17 protein-coding genes, 1 tRNA gene and 1 pseudogene are annotated in these 17,064 nt (G+C 68.8%); 6 read left to right on the top strand and 13 right to left on the bottom strand.

Annotation, left to right across the window (positions count from 1 at the left end; genetic code table 11):
• Positions 1–5 precede the first annotated feature (5 nt).
• Entirely contained in the window at positions 6–545 is a 540-nt protein-coding gene (gene infC / locus WMK75_RS10380; RefSeq protein ID WP_347267623.1) for a translation initiation factor IF-3, read from the bottom strand.
• A gap of 276 nt (positions 546–821) precedes the next feature.
• Between infC and WMK75_RS10375 the strand changes: the two genes are divergently transcribed.
• Positions 822–1,712, top strand: coding sequence for a glycosyltransferase family 2 protein (locus WMK75_RS10375; RefSeq protein WP_347267603.1), 891 nt, complete (start codon positions 822–824; stop codon positions 1,710–1,712).
• 13 nt (positions 1,713–1,725) lie between these two features.
• Here the strand turns inward: WMK75_RS10375 and pgi are convergent, their stop codons facing one another.
• The 5 genes from pgi to WMK75_RS10350 all read right to left on the bottom strand — a co-directional run bounded on the left by pgi (position 1,726) and on the right by WMK75_RS10350 (position 7,263).
• Positions 1,726–3,330: a glucose-6-phosphate isomerase gene (gene pgi / locus WMK75_RS10370; protein ID WP_347267602.1), complete on the bottom strand. Its 1,605-nt coding sequence runs from the start codon at positions 3,328–3,330 to the stop codon at positions 1,726–1,728.
• 1 nt (position 3,331) lies between these two features.
• A complete protein-coding gene (gene pgl / locus WMK75_RS10365; RefSeq protein ID WP_347267601.1) occupies positions 3,332–4,006 on the bottom strand; it encodes a 6-phosphogluconolactonase in 675 nt (224 codons plus the stop codon).
• Complete coding sequence (gene zwf, locus WMK75_RS10360; RefSeq protein WP_347267600.1) at positions 4,003–5,454, bottom strand: glucose-6-phosphate dehydrogenase; 1,452 nt, start codon at positions 5,452–5,454, stop codon at positions 4,003–4,005. The genes pgl and zwf overlap by 4 nt, the downstream gene beginning before the upstream one ends.
• An 88-nt stretch (positions 5,455–5,542) precedes the next feature.
• On the bottom strand, positions 5,543–6,070 hold the full coding sequence (locus WMK75_RS10355) for a PIN domain-containing protein (protein ID WP_347267599.1): 528 nt from the start codon (positions 6,068–6,070) through the stop codon (positions 5,543–5,545).
• Positions 6,067–7,263: a class I SAM-dependent rRNA methyltransferase gene (locus WMK75_RS10350; protein WP_347267598.1), complete on the bottom strand. Its 1,197-nt coding sequence runs from the start codon at positions 7,261–7,263 to the stop codon at positions 6,067–6,069. The genes WMK75_RS10355 and WMK75_RS10350 overlap by 4 nt, the downstream gene beginning before the upstream one ends.
• 116 nt (positions 7,264–7,379) lie before the next feature.
• Between WMK75_RS10350 and edd the strand changes: the two genes are divergently transcribed.
• The 3 genes from edd to WMK75_RS10335 all read left to right on the top strand — a co-directional run bounded on the left by edd (position 7,380) and on the right by WMK75_RS10335 (position 10,804).
• A complete protein-coding gene (gene edd, locus WMK75_RS10345) occupies positions 7,380–9,182 on the top strand; it encodes a phosphogluconate dehydratase (protein ID WP_347267597.1) in 1,803 nt (600 codons plus the stop codon).
• Positions 9,183–9,500: 318 nt separating this feature from the next.
• On the top strand, positions 9,501–10,193 hold the full coding sequence (locus WMK75_RS10340; RefSeq protein ID WP_347267596.1) for a PBECR2 nuclease fold domain-containing protein: 693 nt from the start codon (positions 9,501–9,503) through the stop codon (positions 10,191–10,193).
• 44 nt (positions 10,194–10,237) lie between these two features.
• Positions 10,238–10,804, top strand: coding sequence for a phage virion morphogenesis protein (locus WMK75_RS10335; RefSeq protein ID WP_347267595.1), 567 nt, complete (start codon positions 10,238–10,240; stop codon positions 10,802–10,804).
• 372 nt (positions 10,805–11,176) lie between these two features.
• Here the strand turns inward: WMK75_RS10335 and WMK75_RS10330 are convergent, their stop codons facing one another.
• The 7 genes from WMK75_RS10330 to WMK75_RS10300 all read right to left on the bottom strand — a co-directional run bounded on the left by WMK75_RS10330 (position 11,177) and on the right by WMK75_RS10300 (position 16,037).
• The gene (locus tag WMK75_RS10330) at positions 11,177–11,686 is read right to left on the bottom strand and encodes a PAS domain-containing protein (protein ID WP_347267594.1); all 510 of its coding nucleotides are present in this window, start codon (positions 11,684–11,686) and stop codon (positions 11,177–11,179) included.
• A gap of 73 nt (positions 11,687–11,759) precedes the next feature.
• Positions 11,760–12,218 carry a low molecular weight phosphatase family protein gene (locus tag WMK75_RS10325; RefSeq protein WP_347267593.1) on the bottom strand — a complete coding sequence of 153 codons (459 nt, stop codon included), beginning with the start codon at positions 12,216–12,218 and terminating at the stop codon, positions 11,760–11,762.
• Between the two features lie 3 nt (positions 12,219–12,221).
• Positions 12,222–12,710 carry a UPF0262 family protein gene (locus WMK75_RS10320; protein ID WP_347267592.1) on the bottom strand — a complete coding sequence of 163 codons (489 nt, stop codon included), beginning with the start codon at positions 12,708–12,710 and terminating at the stop codon, positions 12,222–12,224.
• Entirely contained in the window at positions 12,707–14,017 is a 1,311-nt protein-coding gene (hisD, locus tag WMK75_RS10315) for a histidinol dehydrogenase (RefSeq protein ID WP_347267622.1), read from the bottom strand. The genes WMK75_RS10320 and hisD overlap by 4 nt, the downstream gene beginning before the upstream one ends.
• 81 nt (positions 14,018–14,098) lie before the next feature.
• Positions 14,099–14,578: a DUF2948 family protein gene (locus WMK75_RS10310; protein ID WP_347267591.1), complete on the bottom strand. Its 480-nt coding sequence runs from the start codon at positions 14,576–14,578 to the stop codon at positions 14,099–14,101.
• The gene (gene murA / locus WMK75_RS10305; RefSeq protein ID WP_347267590.1) at positions 14,571–15,851 is read right to left on the bottom strand and encodes a UDP-N-acetylglucosamine 1-carboxyvinyltransferase; all 1,281 of its coding nucleotides are present in this window, start codon (positions 15,849–15,851) and stop codon (positions 14,571–14,573) included. The genes WMK75_RS10310 and murA overlap by 8 nt, the downstream gene beginning before the upstream one ends.
• Entirely contained in the window at positions 15,852–16,037 is a 186-nt protein-coding gene (locus WMK75_RS10300; RefSeq protein ID WP_347267589.1) for a hypothetical protein, read from the bottom strand.
• Positions 16,038–16,324: 287 nt separating this feature from the next.
• Here WMK75_RS10300 and WMK75_RS10295 point away from each other — a divergent pair.
• Both WMK75_RS10295 and WMK75_RS10290 read left to right on the top strand, forming a co-directional pair.
• Positions 16,325–16,399, top strand: a tRNA-Thr gene (locus WMK75_RS10295).
• A gap of 112 nt (positions 16,400–16,511) precedes the next feature.
• A pseudogene (locus WMK75_RS10290) lies at positions 16,512–16,878 on the top strand (integrase core domain-containing protein); the annotation flags it as partial.
• Between the last annotated feature and the right edge of the window lie 186 nt (positions 16,879–17,064).

Raw genomic sequence — 17,064 nt, 5'->3', positions numbered from 1 at the left:
CGGCCTTACCGCGGCGCGATCATCATGACCATCTGGCGCCCTTCCAGCTTGGGCATCGATTCGACCTTGCCGGCCTCGCCGACTTCGGTGGCGACCCGGTTCAGCAGCTCAAGCCCCAGTTGCTGGTGCGCCATCTCGCGGCCGCGAAAGCGCAGCGTCACCTTGACCTTGTCGCCCTCGCCCAGGAATTTCATCACCGAGCGCATCTTCACGTCGTAATCATGGGTATCGGTCCCGGGACGGAACTTGATTTCCTTGATTTCGATGATCTTCTGCTTTTTCCGGGCTTCGGCCTCGCGCTTTTGCTGTTCATATTTGAACTTGCCGAGGTCCATGATCTTGCACACCGGCGGCACGGCATTGGGCGAGATTTCAACCAGATCCAGCCCGGCGTCCTGTGCCAGCTCCAGCCCGCGCGAGGGCGAAACCACACCGATGTTTTCGCCATCGGCACCGATCAGGCGGATCTCGGAGACACGGATGCGCTCATTGACGCGGGGGCCGGTGTCACGGGTGGGCGGAGCGTTGTGCGGTCTGCGGGCTATGGCTGTCTTCCTTTTATTGCCGGAGGTTTGGCCGGTTAGATAGTCCCGCGGCCCCGTGTTTTCAACTGGATTCGCCGCTGTGGCGCGCGCGCGGCAGGGCGGGGCGGCGGTTTCAGCCGCCGGTCGCGCGGCCTTGGGGCTTTTCCACCCGGCGGCGTCATGGCACAAGCAGGCGCAAGCGGCACCGACCGGAAGACCCATGCCCAGACTGCCAACCCCGACCCCGATTCCCCTGCCCCGCCCGGGGGGCAGGCGCATGACCGCGGGACTGCGGCCATGAGCTTTCCCACCCTGGCCGAATTCCTGCGCGCGGGTCCGGCCCCTCTGGCCAGGGGTCCGATCGCCCTGCTGCTGATCGAGGACGAGGCCGCGGTGGCGCGGACCCTGGCCCATCACCTTGCCGCGGGATTTCGGCTGATCCTGGCGCTGTCGCCCGAGCCGCTGCCCGCACATGTCCTGCCCACACAGGGCCTGCCCGCCGGCGCCACCGGGCGTGTGCTGAACCTGCGCCACGATTCGCGCCGCCCCGGCGCGCATGTCGAGGCGGTGAACGCGCTGATCGCCGCCGCACCCGCCGATACCTGGGTCTATTACGGCTACAATGCCGAGTTCCTGTTCTATCCGTTCTCGGAGCGGCGCAGCATCGGCGAGATGCTGGCCTTTCACGCCGAGGAACGCCGCCGTGCCATGCTGGCCTATGTCATCGACCTTTACGCCCCGGATCTGACCCGCTTTCCCGATGCGGTCAGCCTGAACGAGGCGATGTTCGACCGCACCGGCTATTACGCGCTGGGACGGCGGGACCGCGACGGCAACCCCCTGGAACGGCAGCTGAACTTCCACGGCGGGCTGCGCTGGCGCTTTGAGGAACATGTGCCGGCCGACCGCCGCCGCATCGACCGCATCGCCCTGTTCCAGACCTGCCACGGCCTGCGGCTGCTGCCCGACCACCGTTTCAACATCGAGGAATACAACACCTATTCCTGCCAGTGGCACCACAACCTGACTGCGGTCGTGGCCTCATTCCGGGTCGCCAAGGCGTTGGTCAGGAACCCCGGCTCGCGCGCGCATGTCACGGGGTTTCGCTGGCGCAATTCGCAGCCCTTCCGCTGGAGCGCGCAGCAGCTGATGGACCTTGGGCTGATGGAGCCCGGCCAGTGGTTCTGATGCCCCGACAGCGCTAGGCGCGCGCCGCGCGCACCAGCGCCGCCAGCCGCTCGGTCGAGGGGTCATGGCCCGGGGACGCCTCGCCCGCAAGCAGCGGCGCCACGGCCAGCGCCAGTTCCTTGCCCAGTTCGACCCCCCATTGGTCAAAGCTGTTGATGCCCAGGATGACGCCCTCGGCAAAGACGCGGTGTTCGTAAAGCGCCAGGATCTGGCCCAGCACGAAGGGCGACAGTTCCGGCACCAGCAACGTGGTCGAGGGGCGGTTGCCGGGAAACACCCGATGCCGGGCCTGGCGTTCCATCTCGGCGCCCGAAAGCCCCCTGGCCCGCATCAGATCGCGCGCCACCGCCAGCGGGCGGCCGCGCATCAGCGCCTCGGACTGCGCCAGGCAATTGGCGATCAGCAGCAGCTGGTGATGCGCCAGATCGGGCTCGTGCCCGCGGGCGGCGACGATGAATTCGCAAGGCACGATGGCGGTGCCCTGGTGGATCAGCTGGTAAAAGGCGTGCTGGCCATTGGTGCCCGGCTCGCCCCAGACCACCGGCCCGGACTGCAGGGCCAGGTCGCTGCCGTCCATGGCGACGCGCTTGCCGTTCGATTCCATTTCAAGCTGCTGCAGATAGGCGGGCAGCCGCGCCAAGCGGTTGTCATAGGGCAGCACGGCGCGGGTCGCGTGGCCGCAGACCTGATGGTGCCAGATGCCGACCAGCGCCAGGATGAGCGGCATGTTCGCCGCGGGCGGCACCTCGCGGAAATGCCGGTCCATGGCGGCACCGCCGGCCAGAAAGCGGTCGAAATCCTCGGGGCCGATGGCGATCATCAGCGACAGGCCGATCGGGCCCCAGACCGAATAGCGCCCGCCGACCCAGTCCTCGAAGCCGAAGACGCGCTCGGGGGCGATGCCCCATGCCGCGGTGCGCCCCGGGTCCGAGGACAGCGCCACGAACTGCGCCGCCGGCTCAGCCACCGCCCGCGCCATCCAGTCGCGCGCCGTGGCGGCATTGGTCATGGTCTCGACGGTGGTGAAGGTCTTGGAGGCAACGATCACCAGCGTCGTCGCCGGGTCCAGCCCGCGCAGCGTGTCGGCGATGTCGGCCCCGTCCACATTCGAGACGAAATGCAGCCGCGGCCCGTCATGGCAGGGCGCCAGCGCCCGCGTAGCCATGGCCGGGCCAAGGTCCGAGCCGCCGATGCCGATATTGATCACGTCGGTGATGCGCCCGCCCTGGACCTGAAAGCGCCCGTCGCGGACCCGGCGGGCAAAATCGCCCATGCGCGCATGGGTGTGGCGCAGATCCGCCATGATATCGGCGCCGTCCAGCACCACGCGGCCCGAGAGGTTGCGCAGCGCCGTGTGCAGCACCGCCCGTCCCTCGGTCTCGTTGATGCGCGCGCCGCGGAACATGGCGTCGCGGCGCGCGGGCACCGGCGCGGCCAGTTCCAGCAGCAGATCGCGCGCGCCCGCGTCGATGGCGGTCTTGGACCAGTCCAGCACCAGCCCGTCGGCCGCGGTGGAAAATCCGGCCGCTCGGTCCGGATCGGTCGCGAACAGCGCCTCGATGCGCAGATCCGCCTGCGCCCTGCGATGCTCAGCCAGCCGTGACCAGATATCCGCCATCTCATTCAGCCCAATGCACGGTGATGTCGCCCAGAAATGCCCGGATCGGCGCCGAGAGCGGATCCAGCCCCTGCGCGCGTTCAAGCGCCGCGCGCTTTTCGGCGCCGGTGATCAGCAGATGGCTGTGGATCGCGCCTTTCAGCGCGCTGGCGGTCAGGGTGATGCGCGTCTCGTCGCGGTAGCTGTTGACCGCCATCACCGGCGGCGCGTCGGGCGCCAGCGCCAGCGCCGTCTCGGGCGCGCCGGGAAACAGGCTGGCGGTATGCATGTCCGCGCCCATGCCCAAGAGCAGCACGGTCAGCGGCAGGTGGTGGCGCAGCGCCTCGCCCAGCCGCGGCAGCGCGTCCTCGGGCGCGGCATCGCCGGTGAACAGATCAAGATATGCCGCCCGCCCCGCCTTGTCGCGCAACAGATGATGACGCAAGAGCCGCCCGTTCGAGCGGCGGTGCTCGCTGTCCACCCAGCGCTCGTCGTTCAGGATCACGGTGACGCGCGGCCAGTCCAGATCGGCGCCGGACAGGAAATCATAGACCGGCGCCGGTGTGGTGCCGCCCGGCAGGCAGAGGCTGGCGCCCTCATGCAGGCGCAGGTGCTGCACCAGCTGGCCGGCGATGCGGTCGGCAAGCGACAGGAACATCATCTCGCGGTCGGGGTATTCGATGAACTCCAGCGTCATGGCCTGATCTCCCTCCAGCGACGGTTGTCGCGGTGCAGCAAGCGCAACGCCTCTTCCGGCCCGCTGGATCCCGGGTCATAGGGCTCGGGGCGTTTCGTTCCATGTTCCCAGGCGGCGATGATCGGGTCGGTCCAGGCCCAGGCGGCCTCGACCTCGTCGCCGCGCATGAACAGCGTCTGGTTGCCGCGGATCACGTCCATGATCAGGCGCTCATAGGCGTCGGGCATGTCGGTGCCCTCGGCGCCCAGCGCGTCGGCAAAGCTCATGTCCAGCGGCACCTGCACCAGGCGCATGCCGCCGGGACCGGGTTCCTTGATCATCACCGTCAGGTCCATGCCCTCGTTCGGCTGCAGCTTGATGACCAGCTGGTTGGCGCGCTGCGAGCCGCCGTCGTCAAAGATCGAATGCGGCGGCTCCTTGAAGGTGACGACGATCTCGCTGGTGCGGGCGCGCAGCCGCTTGCCGGTGCGCAGATAGAAGGGCGTACCGGTCCAGCGCCAGTTGGCGATCTGCAGCTTCAGCGCGACATAGCTTTCGGTGCGCGATTCGACATTGCCGGCGTCTTCCAGATAGCCGGGGCCGTCCGGGCCGCGCTGATACTGGCCACGCACGATGTCCATGGGCACCACCGGCTCCAGCGCCCGGATCACCTTCAGCTTCTCGTCGCGCACGGCATCGGGGTCGAAGTGATAGGGCGGCTCCATGGCGATCAGGCACAGAAGCTGCATCATGTGGTTTTGCACCATGTCGCGGATGGCGCCGGAATGGTCGTAATATTCGCCGCGCCCGCCCACGCCCACGGTTTCGGCCACGGTGATCTGCACGTGATCGACATATTGCGCGTTCCACAGCGGCTCGAACAGCATGTTGGCGAAACGCACCGCCATCAGGTTCTGCACCGTCTCCTTGCCCAGGTAATGGTCGATGCGATAGATCTGGTTTTCCGCAAAATGCCGCGCCATGGTCGCGTTCAGCGCCCTTGCCGTGTCAAGGTCGCGCCCGAAGGGCTTTTCCACCACGATGCGGCTTTTGGCATCGGCGATGCCATGCGCGGCCAGCCGCTCGGCGATATCGCCAAACAGCGCCGGCGCCACCGAGAAATAGAAGGCATGCACCGCGCCCGGCCGCATGCGCAGGCGCAACTCCTCCCAGCCCGCCTCGCCGCGCGCATCGATGGCGACATAGCCCAGCATGTCGAGGAATGCGGCAAGCCGGGCCTCGTCCTGGCCGGGGCCCGTGAATTCCGTGATCGCGGCGCGCATCTCGGCGCGAAAGCCCGCGTCGTCGATCGGGGTGCGGGCGGCGCCGATGATGCAGGCGCTGGCCGGCACCTGGCCGGCCAGAAAGCGGCGGTAAAGCCCGGGCAGGATCTTGCGCCGCGCCAGATCGCCGGTAGCGCCAAAGATCACGAGGTCGAAATCCTCTACCGGGATGATCCTTGAAACCATCGCCCCCTCCTCATCGCTTGTCTGTCGATTAGAGGATGTTAGCGGTATCATCAAGCCCTTCGCCGCCCCATTCGCCGCCATACCCGTGCTAGCCGCGCGCCATGGCGCTGGCAAGGCGCGGCAGACGGGCGCGCCGCAGCAGGTCGCGCCGCGCCAGCGCACCGCCGGCGGCACGGGCGCGCGCCTCGGTCACAGTGACCGCGGCCAGGATGGCGTCGGGCCGCTGCAGATACAGATCGCGCAGGAATTCGTCGGGATGGACGGTGCGCAGGCCAAGCTGGCCCAGCACACCGCGGGGAAAGTCGCGCAGATTGGCGGTGACGATCAGCCTGGCGCCGGCGGCCAGCGCCGTCTCGGCCACATGGTGGTCGGCGGGGTCGGGCAGATCCGCGCCCAGCACCACCGCCGCCGGCGCCGCCAGCGCGCGCGGAAAGCCCGTGACCAGCAGCGCGATCTCGGCCCCGACCTCCAGCCCGTTGCGGGCGGCGGCATGGCGCCACTCGTCCAGGATGCGCTGCGACCAGAAAGGCTGGAACAGCCCCGCCGCCGCCGCGCCCGTCAGGATCTCGCGCAGCACGGTCGGGTAAAGCACGCAGGCGTCCAGAACCGCCCTCATCCGTCCAGCCGGAAGAACAGCGCCTTCAGATAGCCGCTTTCCGCCAGCTGCGGCAGCACCGGATGGTCCGGTCCCGCCTGGCCGGTGTGGATCAGCTGCATGCGCCGCCCGCCGCGACCGATGCCGCGCGCACTGGCATTGCGAAACGCCGTCAGGTCGGCGGCATGGCTGCAGGAACACAGGCCCAGATAGCCCCCCGGCGCCACCAGCGGCGCGGCCAGCTTCGCCACCCGCTCATAGGCGCGCAGCCCCGCCTCCAGCGCCGGCTTCGAGGGCGCGAAGGCCGGCGGGTCGCAGATCACCAGATCAAACTTCGCGCCCTCGGCCGCCAGCGCCTCAAGCTGGGCAAAGGCGTCGCCCTGGCGCGTCAGCAGCCGGTCGGCGGCGCCCATGGCGCGCGCCCCGCCCTCGGCCAGCGCCAGCGCCGCGGCTGATGCATCGACGCAGGTCGCTTGCGTCGCTCCCGCCGCCAGCGCCGCCAGGCCAAAGCCGCCGACATGGGAAAACACGTCCAGCACCCGCGCGCCCTCGGCCAGCCTTTGCGCAAAGGCGTGGTTCGGGCGCTGGTCATAGAACAGCCCGGTCTTTTGCCCATGCGTCAGGTCGGCCAGATAGACGGCGCCGTTCATCGCCACCTCGAGCGGGCCGGCGACGGCGCCCGACAGGATCTCGCTGCGCTCGCCCAGCCCCTCAAGGCTGCGCGCCCGCCCCTGCCCGTTCAGGATCACCGTCGAGACGCCGGTGACCTCGCGCAGCGCCGCGGCGATGTCGTCGATCATGCGATCAGCCCAAGCGGCATTGGGCTGGATCACCGCGGCATCGCCGAAACGGTCGATGATCGTGCCGGGGATCCCGTCGGCCTCGGCATGGACCAGCCGGTAGAAGGGCTGCGCGAACAGCCGCGTGCGCAGGGCCAGCGCCCGCGCCAGCCGCGCCGCGATCCAGTCCCGGTCGATGACCGCCTGCGGATCGGGGTCCATGATCCGGGCGATGATCTTCGAGTCCGGGTTCACGGTGACCAGGCCCAGCGGGTTGCGCTCGGCATCCTCAAGCCGGGCGAAACTGCCGGGTTTCAGCGCGCGCGTGCGCCGGTCGGTGACCAACTCATCGGCATAGACCCAGGGAAAGCCGTGGCGGATCGCCTGCGGTCTGGATTTCGGGCGCAGGCGGATGGTGGGCAGATCGGCGGTCATGGCGGCCTCGTGGCGAAACGCGGCAGGATTGCCACGACACGCGCCCGCCGGCAAGAGCAGGCCGGTTGCGCCGTTACCGCTAACAAGCTAACATGCCGCCAAAGGAGATGCCAGCCATGCCCCTGCACGCCACCATCGACCGCGTCACCGACCGCATCCGCGCGCGCTCCGCCGCCAGCCGCGCGGCCTATCTGGCCAAGATCGCCCGCCTGGCGACGGAGGGGCCGCGCCGCGCGCATCTGTCCTGCGGCAACCAGGCCCATGCCTATGCCGCCATGGCAAACAAGCAGGAGTTGGCCCAGAGCCGCAAGCCCAATATCGGCATCGTCACCGCCTATAACGACATGCTGTCGGCGCATCAGCCCTATGAACGCTTTCCCGACCTGATCCGCACCGCCGCCGCCGCCGCCGGCGCCACGGCGCAGGTCGCGGGCGGGGTCCCGGCCATGTGCGACGGCGTGACACAGGGCCGGCCGGGGATGGAACTGTCGCTGTTTTCGCGCGACGTGATCGCGCTGGCCGCCGGCATCGGGCTGACCCATGACGTGTTCGACGCCGCACTTTTCCTTGGCGTCTGCGACAAGATCGTGCCGGGGCTGGTCATCGCCGCCGCGACCTTCGGCCATGTCCCGGCGGTCTTCGTTCCTGCCGGCCCCATGCCCTCGGGCCTGCCCAACGACGAAAAGGCGCGCATCCGCCAGCAGTTCGCCGCCGGCGAGATCGGGCGCGAGGCGCTGATGGCGGCCGAGATGGCCAGCTATCACGCGCCGGGCACCTGCACCTTCTACGGCACCGCCAACACCAACCAGATGCTGATGGAATTCATGGGTCTGCACCTGCCGGGCGCCAGTTTCGTCAACCCGAACACGCCGCTGCGCGACGCGCTGACCGGCGCCGCCGTGCAGCGCGCGGCCGCGATCACCCGGCTCGGCAACGATTATCTGCCGGCGGGCGAGGTCCTGGACGAGCGCACCTTCGTCAACGGCATCGTCGGGCTGATGGCCACCGGCGGCTCGACCAATCTGGTGCTGCACCTGCCGGCCATGGCGCGGGCCGCCGGGGTAATCCTCGATCTCGAGGATTTCCACGACCTGTCCGAGGTCGTGCCGCTGATGGCCCGCGTCTATCCCAACGGCCTTGCGGATGTGAACCATTTCCACGCCGCCGGCGGCCTTGGCTTCATGATCGGGCAGCTGCTGCAGGCCGGCCTTCTGCATGCCGATGTCCGCACCGTCGCCGGCGCCGGGCTGGATGCCTATGCCAGCGAGCCGCAATTGCGCGAGGGCCGTGTCGAATGGGTCGCCGGCGCGCGCGAGACGCTGAACGAGCGCATCCTGCGCCCGGCCGGCAACGGTTTCGCCACCACCGGCGGGCTGAAGCAACTCGAGGGAAATCTGGGCCGGGGGGTGATCAAGACCTCGGCCGTCGCCCCCGAGCGCCTTGTGATCGAGGCCCCCGCCCGCATCTTCGCCGATCAGGACGAGGTCAAGGAGGCCTTCCGGCGCGGCGAGTTCACCGAGGATGTGGTGGTCGTGGTGCGCTTCCAGGGTCCGCGCGCCAATGGCATGCCCGAGCTGCATTCGCTGACCCCGACGCTGGCGGTGCTGCAGGATCGCGGGTTGCGGGTGGCGCTGGTCACCGACGGGCGCATGTCCGGGGCCTCGGGCAAGATCCCGGCCGCCATCCACCTTTCGCCCGAGGCGGCCGACGGCGGGCCGCTGGCGCGGCTCAGGGACGGCGACATCATCCGGCTCGATGCCGTGACTGGCCGGCTCGACTGCCTCGCCCCGGAATTCGAGGATCGCGAGCCCGTGCCCCACGACCCCGCCGCCAGCAGCGAGGGGCTGGGCCGCGAGCTGTTCGCCGCGTTCCGCCGCCACGTCGGCCCGGCCACCGAGGGCGCGGCGGTGATCGTCTGACCCGGCACCCCTGACGACCCGGCGCGGGGCGGGAAGGCGCTGCGAAAGGTCGATGCGATCTCGGCCCTGCCGGGCTGCCATCCCTGGCCAGGCCCTCGGGCATGCGCGTGACTGATCGGCGCGCGCCGCCGGCCGCGGTGTCCATCCTGCCCGAGCGGCCTCGGGTAGAACCTGGCGCCGGCATACGCTCCTTCGGCCCCTTCTGTCCCAGTACCCGATCCAAAGCGCAATGCGCGCGCGCCACCTCGCCCGGGACGGCCTGATGCCGATGCGGGACGATCGGTCACGGGACCTTCACCTGCCGCCAGATGACCGGAAATGCAGGCGCCACGCCTCGACAAGGCCGGCCCCGACCCGGCGCCGGAAATCATCCGCCAGCCCTATATGCACGAGGCTACCGGCGTGACGGTCGATCAGCCCGAGGACACCAGCTATGGCCGGGACTACATGCCGGGCGATCTTTGGGAACGCGGCCTGGTGCCGTCGGCCCTGATCGAAGAGGGCGGCGGGCTGGTCCATGCGGGTCGGCATGCGCTGATCGTCGACGAGCCCGCGCCGCTGGCGGATTTGATGGCCTCCGCCCGCCCCTTTGCCGCCGCGCCCCTGGCCGAGGGGCTGGCGCCCGCGGATTACGTCCGCGCCTTCCTGCAGCGTTTCGGCACCGATCTCGGGCGGGCGGTGCTGTGGCAAAATCAGACCGGAACATGTCTGCCGATCTCGGACGGGTTCTTCCCCGACCGCGCCGGGATGTGGAAGGTCGGCAAACGCGGCCGCGAGGTCTTCACGCCGCTGATGGCGGAAACCCTGCTCGATCCCGACGAAATCTGGCTCGGCGTGGCACGCAAGACTGATCCCATAGACCAGGATTCGGAAGAGCTTGTGATCGACCGGCGTTATATCCGGGCCGATCTGGACACCGGCATGGTCGTGATCATGGAGGTTGGCCGGAGATGGTGGGAGCCGGTCACCGCATATAACCCGACAGCGAAGAACGGAAAGCCGAACCTGTAACATCTTGATCGACGTCGGGGCGGGAAGTTGCGCTGGAAACGAAAATGACGGCCGGGGTGATCCAGCCGTCGCGCCTCCGACTACAGGCTTCCATCACCGGGCATCGTCGCAAGGCAAGTCAAACATGGCTCCAATCAGGGGGTTTTTCAATGACAGGCATCGGCTTCAGGGTCGAACTCGACACGACCGAGGCGCAGGATCGCCTGCACCAGCTCGTCAGACTCATGGACCAGCGCCGGCCGTTCTTCGCCGAGGTGGGCGAGCAGCTGATCCTGTCGGCCGGGCGCAACTTCAAGGCCGAGGCGGCGCCGGACGGCACGCCCTGGGCGCCTTTTGCGCCGGCAACCGTCAAGGCCCGGTCGCGGCGCAGCCGGTCGCAGCTGGCCATCCTGCGCGATCGCGGGCTGCTGGCCGGCTCGATCAATTGCCAGACCACCGACGACGAGGTCCGCGTCGGCTCGCCCGTCGAATATGCGGCGATCGATCAGCCGGGCTGGCCGAGCGAGAGATCGGCGCGACAGGGCAGGAAATTCCGCGCAATGACAATTGCATTCTTGCCTCGGACGGGGCGCGGGACGGAATGCGCCCCGTCCCGGATCCGGGTGAACTGACGCACGGCCTGGCAGCGCGGTGACACCGGCCGGCGCTGGTGCTGTGCGTTATCCGGCACCCGTGCCAATGCCCCGTGCTGGACAGCCGGGACATGCCACGGCGCCCCGAGCAACTGCCGGTCGATGATCCCCATGAGGCCACGGTTCAACGGCACCGCCTGCCGGTCATGTCGGAACCGGACGCGCCATTCGCCCGGCCTGCGGGCCAAGGCGCGGGGCCGGTCGCCGGATCACGGGCGACCCTGCCCGTGACGAGCCGTTCCCCGCCATCAGCGCGAAGACGTGCCGAATGATGCGGATCGCGCGTCCCGGGCAGCCCCCGGCCCGACATTGCCGCCCGCCCCCGGCTTCGGCGGGCAGCAGCCCGGGGCCTTAGCGTTGAAATCCTGCCGGGGGCGGGGGTGCCGTATCTGCCACGGCCGCGTGCAGAAAGCGCGCGGGCAGTTCGATCACCTGGCCTCGCGGCTCGGCCAGTGCCGGGATGGCGGCGCGCAGCGGCCCCTCCTCCTCGACCGAATCGCGCAGGAACAACACGTTGAGGCAGGGCTGCCCGTCCTCGTCGCGGATCGGGCAGACCTGGGCATCGACGCGGAAACGCCGGCCCGACTTTGCCATCTGCGCCAGGCCAAAGATGCGCGCATCGCGGCCATCGGCGGGTTCGAGCATGTCGCTCAGCCGGTTGGGCGTGCGCTCCATCGGGTCGAGCAGCATCAGCACCGAGCGGCCGATCAGTTCCTCGCGCCGGTAGCCGCTCAGGCGCAGGCAGGGCTGGTTCACCGCCACGATGTCGCCCGCCAGATCAAGGATGAGGACCGCGCGATGCGTGCGGATGGCGCACATCGCCCAGTCGAGGTCGTGATGAAGCCGCTGGACCTGTGCCATCGGAAAAAGCCTCCTCAAGGGATTTTCCACAACATGACGCGAACAGGCTAAGATTTCGTTACCCGCGCAAGGCTCAGGGTTCGGGCGGCGGACCGAAGCGTTCCAACATGCGCTTGCGGATCTGGTCGCGCGCGCCGCGGTAATGCGTCAGCTTGGCCTCCCGCCCTTCGGCAAGGCCGCTCGGGTCCATGATCGGCCAGTATTCCACCTCGAGATGCGAGACCCGGGTCAGTTCCAGCGCCCGCCTCTGGCTGGCGGGGGACAGTGCGATCACCAGGTCGAAACTGCCCAGGTCGTCGCCCCAGGCCTGCATCTCGTCGAACGAGCGCGAGCGGTGGTTGGCGATCTCGACACCGATCTCCTGGCAGACGGCGATGGCAAAGCCGTCCACCTCCATGTCGTTTTTCACCCCTGCCGACTGCACATAGGCGATGCGGCCGTAGAATTTCTTCATCATCCCCTCGGCCATGGGCGAGCGGATGGCGTTGTGATCGCAGCAAAACAGCACCGAATGGGGAATCGGGCCCGCCACGGATCACCCCGGAACCAGGGCGCAGATCAGGGTGAACAGGCGCCGCGCGGTGTCGATGTCGACCTCGGCCTTGCCCTCGAGCCGTTCCTGCAAGGTGCGCGCACCCTCGTTGTGGATGCCGCGCCGGGCCATGTCGATGGCCTCGATCTGCGCCGGCGGCAGGCGTTTCACCGCATCGAAATAGCTGGTGCAGATCTGGAAATAATCCTTCACCGTCTGCCGGAACGGGCCCAGCGACAGGTGGAACTCGGCCACCTTCTCGCCCGCCTCGGTGTCGATGTCGAAGACCAGCCGCCGTTCGCGCACCGCCAGCGCCAGCGCATAAGGTCCGACCGGCGCCGGCTGGCCCTCGCGCCCGGGCAGGGCAAAGCTGTTGTCCTCGAGCAGGTCAAAGACCGCAACGCGGCGGTCCTGCTCCATCTCGGGGGTGGGCGGCGGCAGCGCGCTGTCGTCGATGTCGATGCGGCAAAGCCGGCTGGCGGTATCGGTCATGGCCTTGCCTCATTGATGCTGGAAAGACGCGCCGCGACCGAGCGGCCATGCGCCGAAAGCCCTTCGGAGGCGGCCAGCCGCACGGCAGCCGGGCCGATGGCCGTCAGCGCCGCCGGGTCAAGCCGCGCCAGCGTCGTGCGCTTGAGAAAATCCATCACCGAAAGCCCCGAGGAAAACCGCGCCGAGCGCGCCGTCGGCAGCACATGGTTCGGGCCGCTGACATAATCGCCCACCGCCTCGGGGGTCCAGGCGCCCAGAAAGATCGCCCCGGCGTGGCGGGTCTGTTCCGCCAGCGCCTCGGGGTCGTCGACGCAAAGCTCCAGATGCTCGGGCGCGATGCGGTCGGACAGCGCCGCCGCCTCATCCAGATCGCGGGTGACGATCACCGTGCCATAGTCGCGCCAGCTGGCCCCGGCCACCGCAGCGCGCGGCAGGCTGGGCAGCAGGCGTTCGACCTCGGCCACCACGGCGCGGGCCAGCGATTGGTCGGGGGTGATCAGGATCGACTGCGCATCGGCGTCATGTTCGGCCTGCGCCAGCAGATCCAGCGCCAGCCATTCCGGGTTCTGCGCGCCCGCGGCGATGATCAGCACCTCGGAGGGGCCGGCGATCATGTCGATGCCGACCCGGCCAAAGACCTGGCGTTTGGCCGCCGCGACATAGGCGTTGCCGGGGCCGGTGATCTTGTCCACCGGGCGGATGGTTTCGGTGCCATAGGCCATGGCGGCAACGGCCTGCGCGCCGCCGATGCGATAGATCTCGTCGACGCCGGCCAGCTGCGCCGCCAGCAGCACCAGCGGATTGACCAGGCCCTCGGGCGTCGGCACGCAGATGACCAGCCGATCAACCCCGGCCACTCGCGCCGGAATGGCGTTCATCAGCACCGAGGACGGATAGCTGGCCTGCCCGCCCGGCACATACAGCCCGGCCGCGGCGACCGGGGTCCAGCGCCAGCCCAGGGTGGCGCCCTGCGCATCGGTCCATTGCAGGTCCGCGGGCATCTGCCGGGCGTGATAGGCGCGGATGCGCGCGGCCGCCAGTTCCAGCGCGCCGCGGTCCTCGGCCGCGACGCGGGCGGTCTCGGCGGCGATCTCGTCTCGGGTGAAGGCCAGACCTCCGGGCGCCAGCGCCAGCCGGTCGAAGCGCCGCGTCAGCTCGATCAGCGCCGCATCGCCCCGCGTCCGCACATCGGCCAGGATCGCGGCCACGGCATCGTTCACGTCGGCGGCATCCTCGCGCTTCATCGACAAGAGCGCGGCAAAGCGGCTTTCGAAATCGGGCTCGCGGGTGGAAAGGTGGATCGGCATGGTCACGCTCACGTTGATCCGACCTTGTTAGCGGCTGCCCGCCCCCGGCTCAAGCGCCTGCCGCAATCCGGGCTGCGGGCGTCAGGCGCCGGGATGGCCGGGCGCACGGCCCGAGGGCGCGACATAGGGCTGCGTCACGTCGCGCAGCTCGACATTGAGACATTCGGCCGTCACCGCCAGTGTGCCGTCGCCGGCAAATTCCAGCAGCAGCCGGCCGGTGCCGTCCGCGCCCGGCTGCCAGCGCAGCGCCAGCAGCGCCAGCACCAGATCGCGGTCCTGGCGGTCGATGCCGTCGCTGGACACCCGCTGGGCATCCGAGACCAGCAGCACCGCGCGCACCCGCTCATAGGGTCGGCCCTCGCGTCGGGCCCGTTCGGCATCCTCCCAGCGGAACCGGTTCAGCAGCAGCGCCAGCTGGCGCTGCCTCGGATCATAGGCGATCTCGGTGACCGGCAGCACCGCGTCCTGCACCAGGGCCGAGATCACTGCCAGATCCTCGGCATCGGCGGCCAGCAGCGCCAGCGGCGCCGCATCGGCGTCGCGAAACCGCGCGTCAGGCATCGACCGTCTCCCGCACGCGCTCGATGTCGGCGCCGACGCCGCGCAGCTTGCGCACGACATGTTCATAGCCACGGTCGAGGTGATAGACGCGGCTGACCACCGTCTCGCCCTCGGCGGCCAGCCCGGCAAGGATCAGGCTGACCGAGGCGCGCAGATCGGTGGCCATCACCCGTGCGCCGCGCAGCTTCTCGACGCCGTGCACGGTGGCATGGCCGCCGTGCACCTCGATACGCGCGCCCATGCGCGTCAGTTCCGGCGCATGCATGAAGCGGTTCTCAAAGATTCTTTCCTCCAGCACCGAGGTGCCCTCGGCGGTGCACAGCAGCGCCATCATCTGCGCCTGCAGGTCGGTGGGAAAGCCCGGGAAGGGCTCGGTCACCACATCGACCGCGCGCACCCGACCGTTCCGGCGCGCCACGGTCAGGCCGCGCTCGCTCTCGCTTACCGAGATGCCGGCCGCGTCCAGCTTTTCGCAGAAGGCCGAGAGCAGTTCGATGCGCCCGCCAAGACAGGTCACCTCGCCGCCGCAGATCGCCGGCGCCAGCATATAGGTGCCCAGTTCGATCCGGTCGGTCACCACCGGATGCGTGGCGCCGCCCAGGCTGCGCACGCCCTCGACGGTGATGGTCGATGTTCCCTCGCCCTCGATCTGCGCGCCCATGCGGCGCAGGCAGCGCGCCAGATCGACGATCTCTGGCTCGCGCGCGGCGTTGCGGATGACGGTGGTGCCGCAAGCCAGCGTCGCCGCCATCAGCGCGTTTTCCGTCGCGCCCACGGTGACAAAGGGAAACTCGATCACCGCGCCCCGCAGCCCGCCGGCCGGCGCCTTGGCATGGACATAGCCATCGCGCAGGTCCAGTTCCGCCCCCATCGCCTCGAGCGCCTTCAGATGCAGGTCCACCGGCCGCGCGCCGATGGCGCAGCCACCGGGCAGCGACACGACGGCATGGCCGTCGCGCGCCAGCATCGGCCCCAGCACCAGGATCGAGGCCCGCATCTTGCGCACGATGTCGTAATCGGCGGTATGGTTGTCCAGCGCGTGGCTGGACAGCGCCAGCACCTGCCCGTCCTGCAGGCTGGCGACCTCGGCCCCCAGCGACTGCAGCAGCGCCGTCATGGTGCGGATGTCTGAAAGCCGCGGCGCATTGGTCAGCGTCAGCGGTTGATCGGTCAAGAGCGTCGCCGGCATGAGCGTCAGGCAGGCATTCTTGGCACCGGCGATGGAGATTTCCCCCCTGAGCGGCCCGTTGCCCCTTACGATGATCTGGTCCATCTATTCCTCGTTTTCGGGCCTGCGTCCGTTTGGCGGCTTCCTGGTCCCGTGCTGCTCGGTCTCGTTCGTGTCATCCGCCGCCCGCGCCCGGCCCTGCGCCTTGCGGCGGGCCAGATTGGCCCGCAGCGCCGCCTTTAGCCGCGCCTCGCGGGTATCGCCATCGGAATTTCGCGGAGTTCTGGTCATGCCCCCTGTTAGCGCCCCTGCCCGCTTGCGTCCAGCGGCGGCGCCGGATGGGCCGGCGGGAAAATTAGCACTTGCAGCCCGCGCGCACTCGGTCTAAAGCCCCCGCACGGCGCCGCCGAAGCAGAACTTCGCTGGCATGTCGCATTGGAATGCTGTGGTAGCTCAGTGGTAGAGCACTCCCTTGGTAAGGGGACGCTCTGGGCAGCTAAGCGGCGGAGAACTAAGGGCTTTTCCAGAGCCCGCTTGACCCAGGGTAACGCCCGGGGTAGCTATCTGGAAAGAAGGCGGCTGTGGTAGCTCAGTGGTAGAGCACTCCCTTGGTAAGGGAGAGGTCGAGAGTTCAATCCTCTCTCACAGCACCATCCACCCCACGAAAATCAAGTGGTTAGGCGTGGCGGATGCGCAACGCGAGCCGTTACCCCGCGTTACCCCCAGCGACTCAGAAGGGCTCGCCCCAGTCTGGGTCGATGTGGCATCCGCGACATCATGCTCCAGGCCGTCGAAGCCCGCTTCGCCGCCTGCCGAACGCCCGCGGTGATCGAGATGCTGACGGACAATGGTTCCCCTTACATTGCGAAGGACACGCAGATCTTCGCCCGCCAGATTGGCCTGAAGCCTTGCTTCACGCCGGTGCAGAGCCCGCAGAGCAACGGCATCACCGAGGCATTCATGAAGACGCGAGAGCCGCGATTACGTCCAGGTCTCGCCGATCCCGGACGGCAGCACCGCGCTTGGCTTGATCGCAGGCTGGATCGAGGACTACAACGAATACCACCCGCATTCAGCGCTGAAAATGCGCTCGCCCCGCGAGTTCATCGCAACTCAAACCGCAACCGCCTGAGTGTCCGGTGAAACGGGGGCAAGACCAGCGCCGTCTTTCCTGCCTGCTCAAGAAAAAGCCCGAATCTGAACTTGCTGGCGACGAATAAACCAACCATCCCGGCATAGACCCGAGCTATGGCTGAATTTGGGTGACGCGGCTTGATCATGCGGCGCGGCTTTGGCTGGCATCGTCAGCGGCGACGCC

Origin of the sequence: Paracoccus sp. (in: a-proteobacteria), from assembly GCF_039808215.1 — a bacterium.
Taxonomy (GTDB): domain Bacteria; phylum Pseudomonadota; class Alphaproteobacteria; order Rhodobacterales; family Rhodobacteraceae; genus Paracoccus.
The sequence above is the reverse complement of the archived record's forward strand: the minus strand, read 5'-3'. Positions and strand labels throughout refer to the sequence as shown.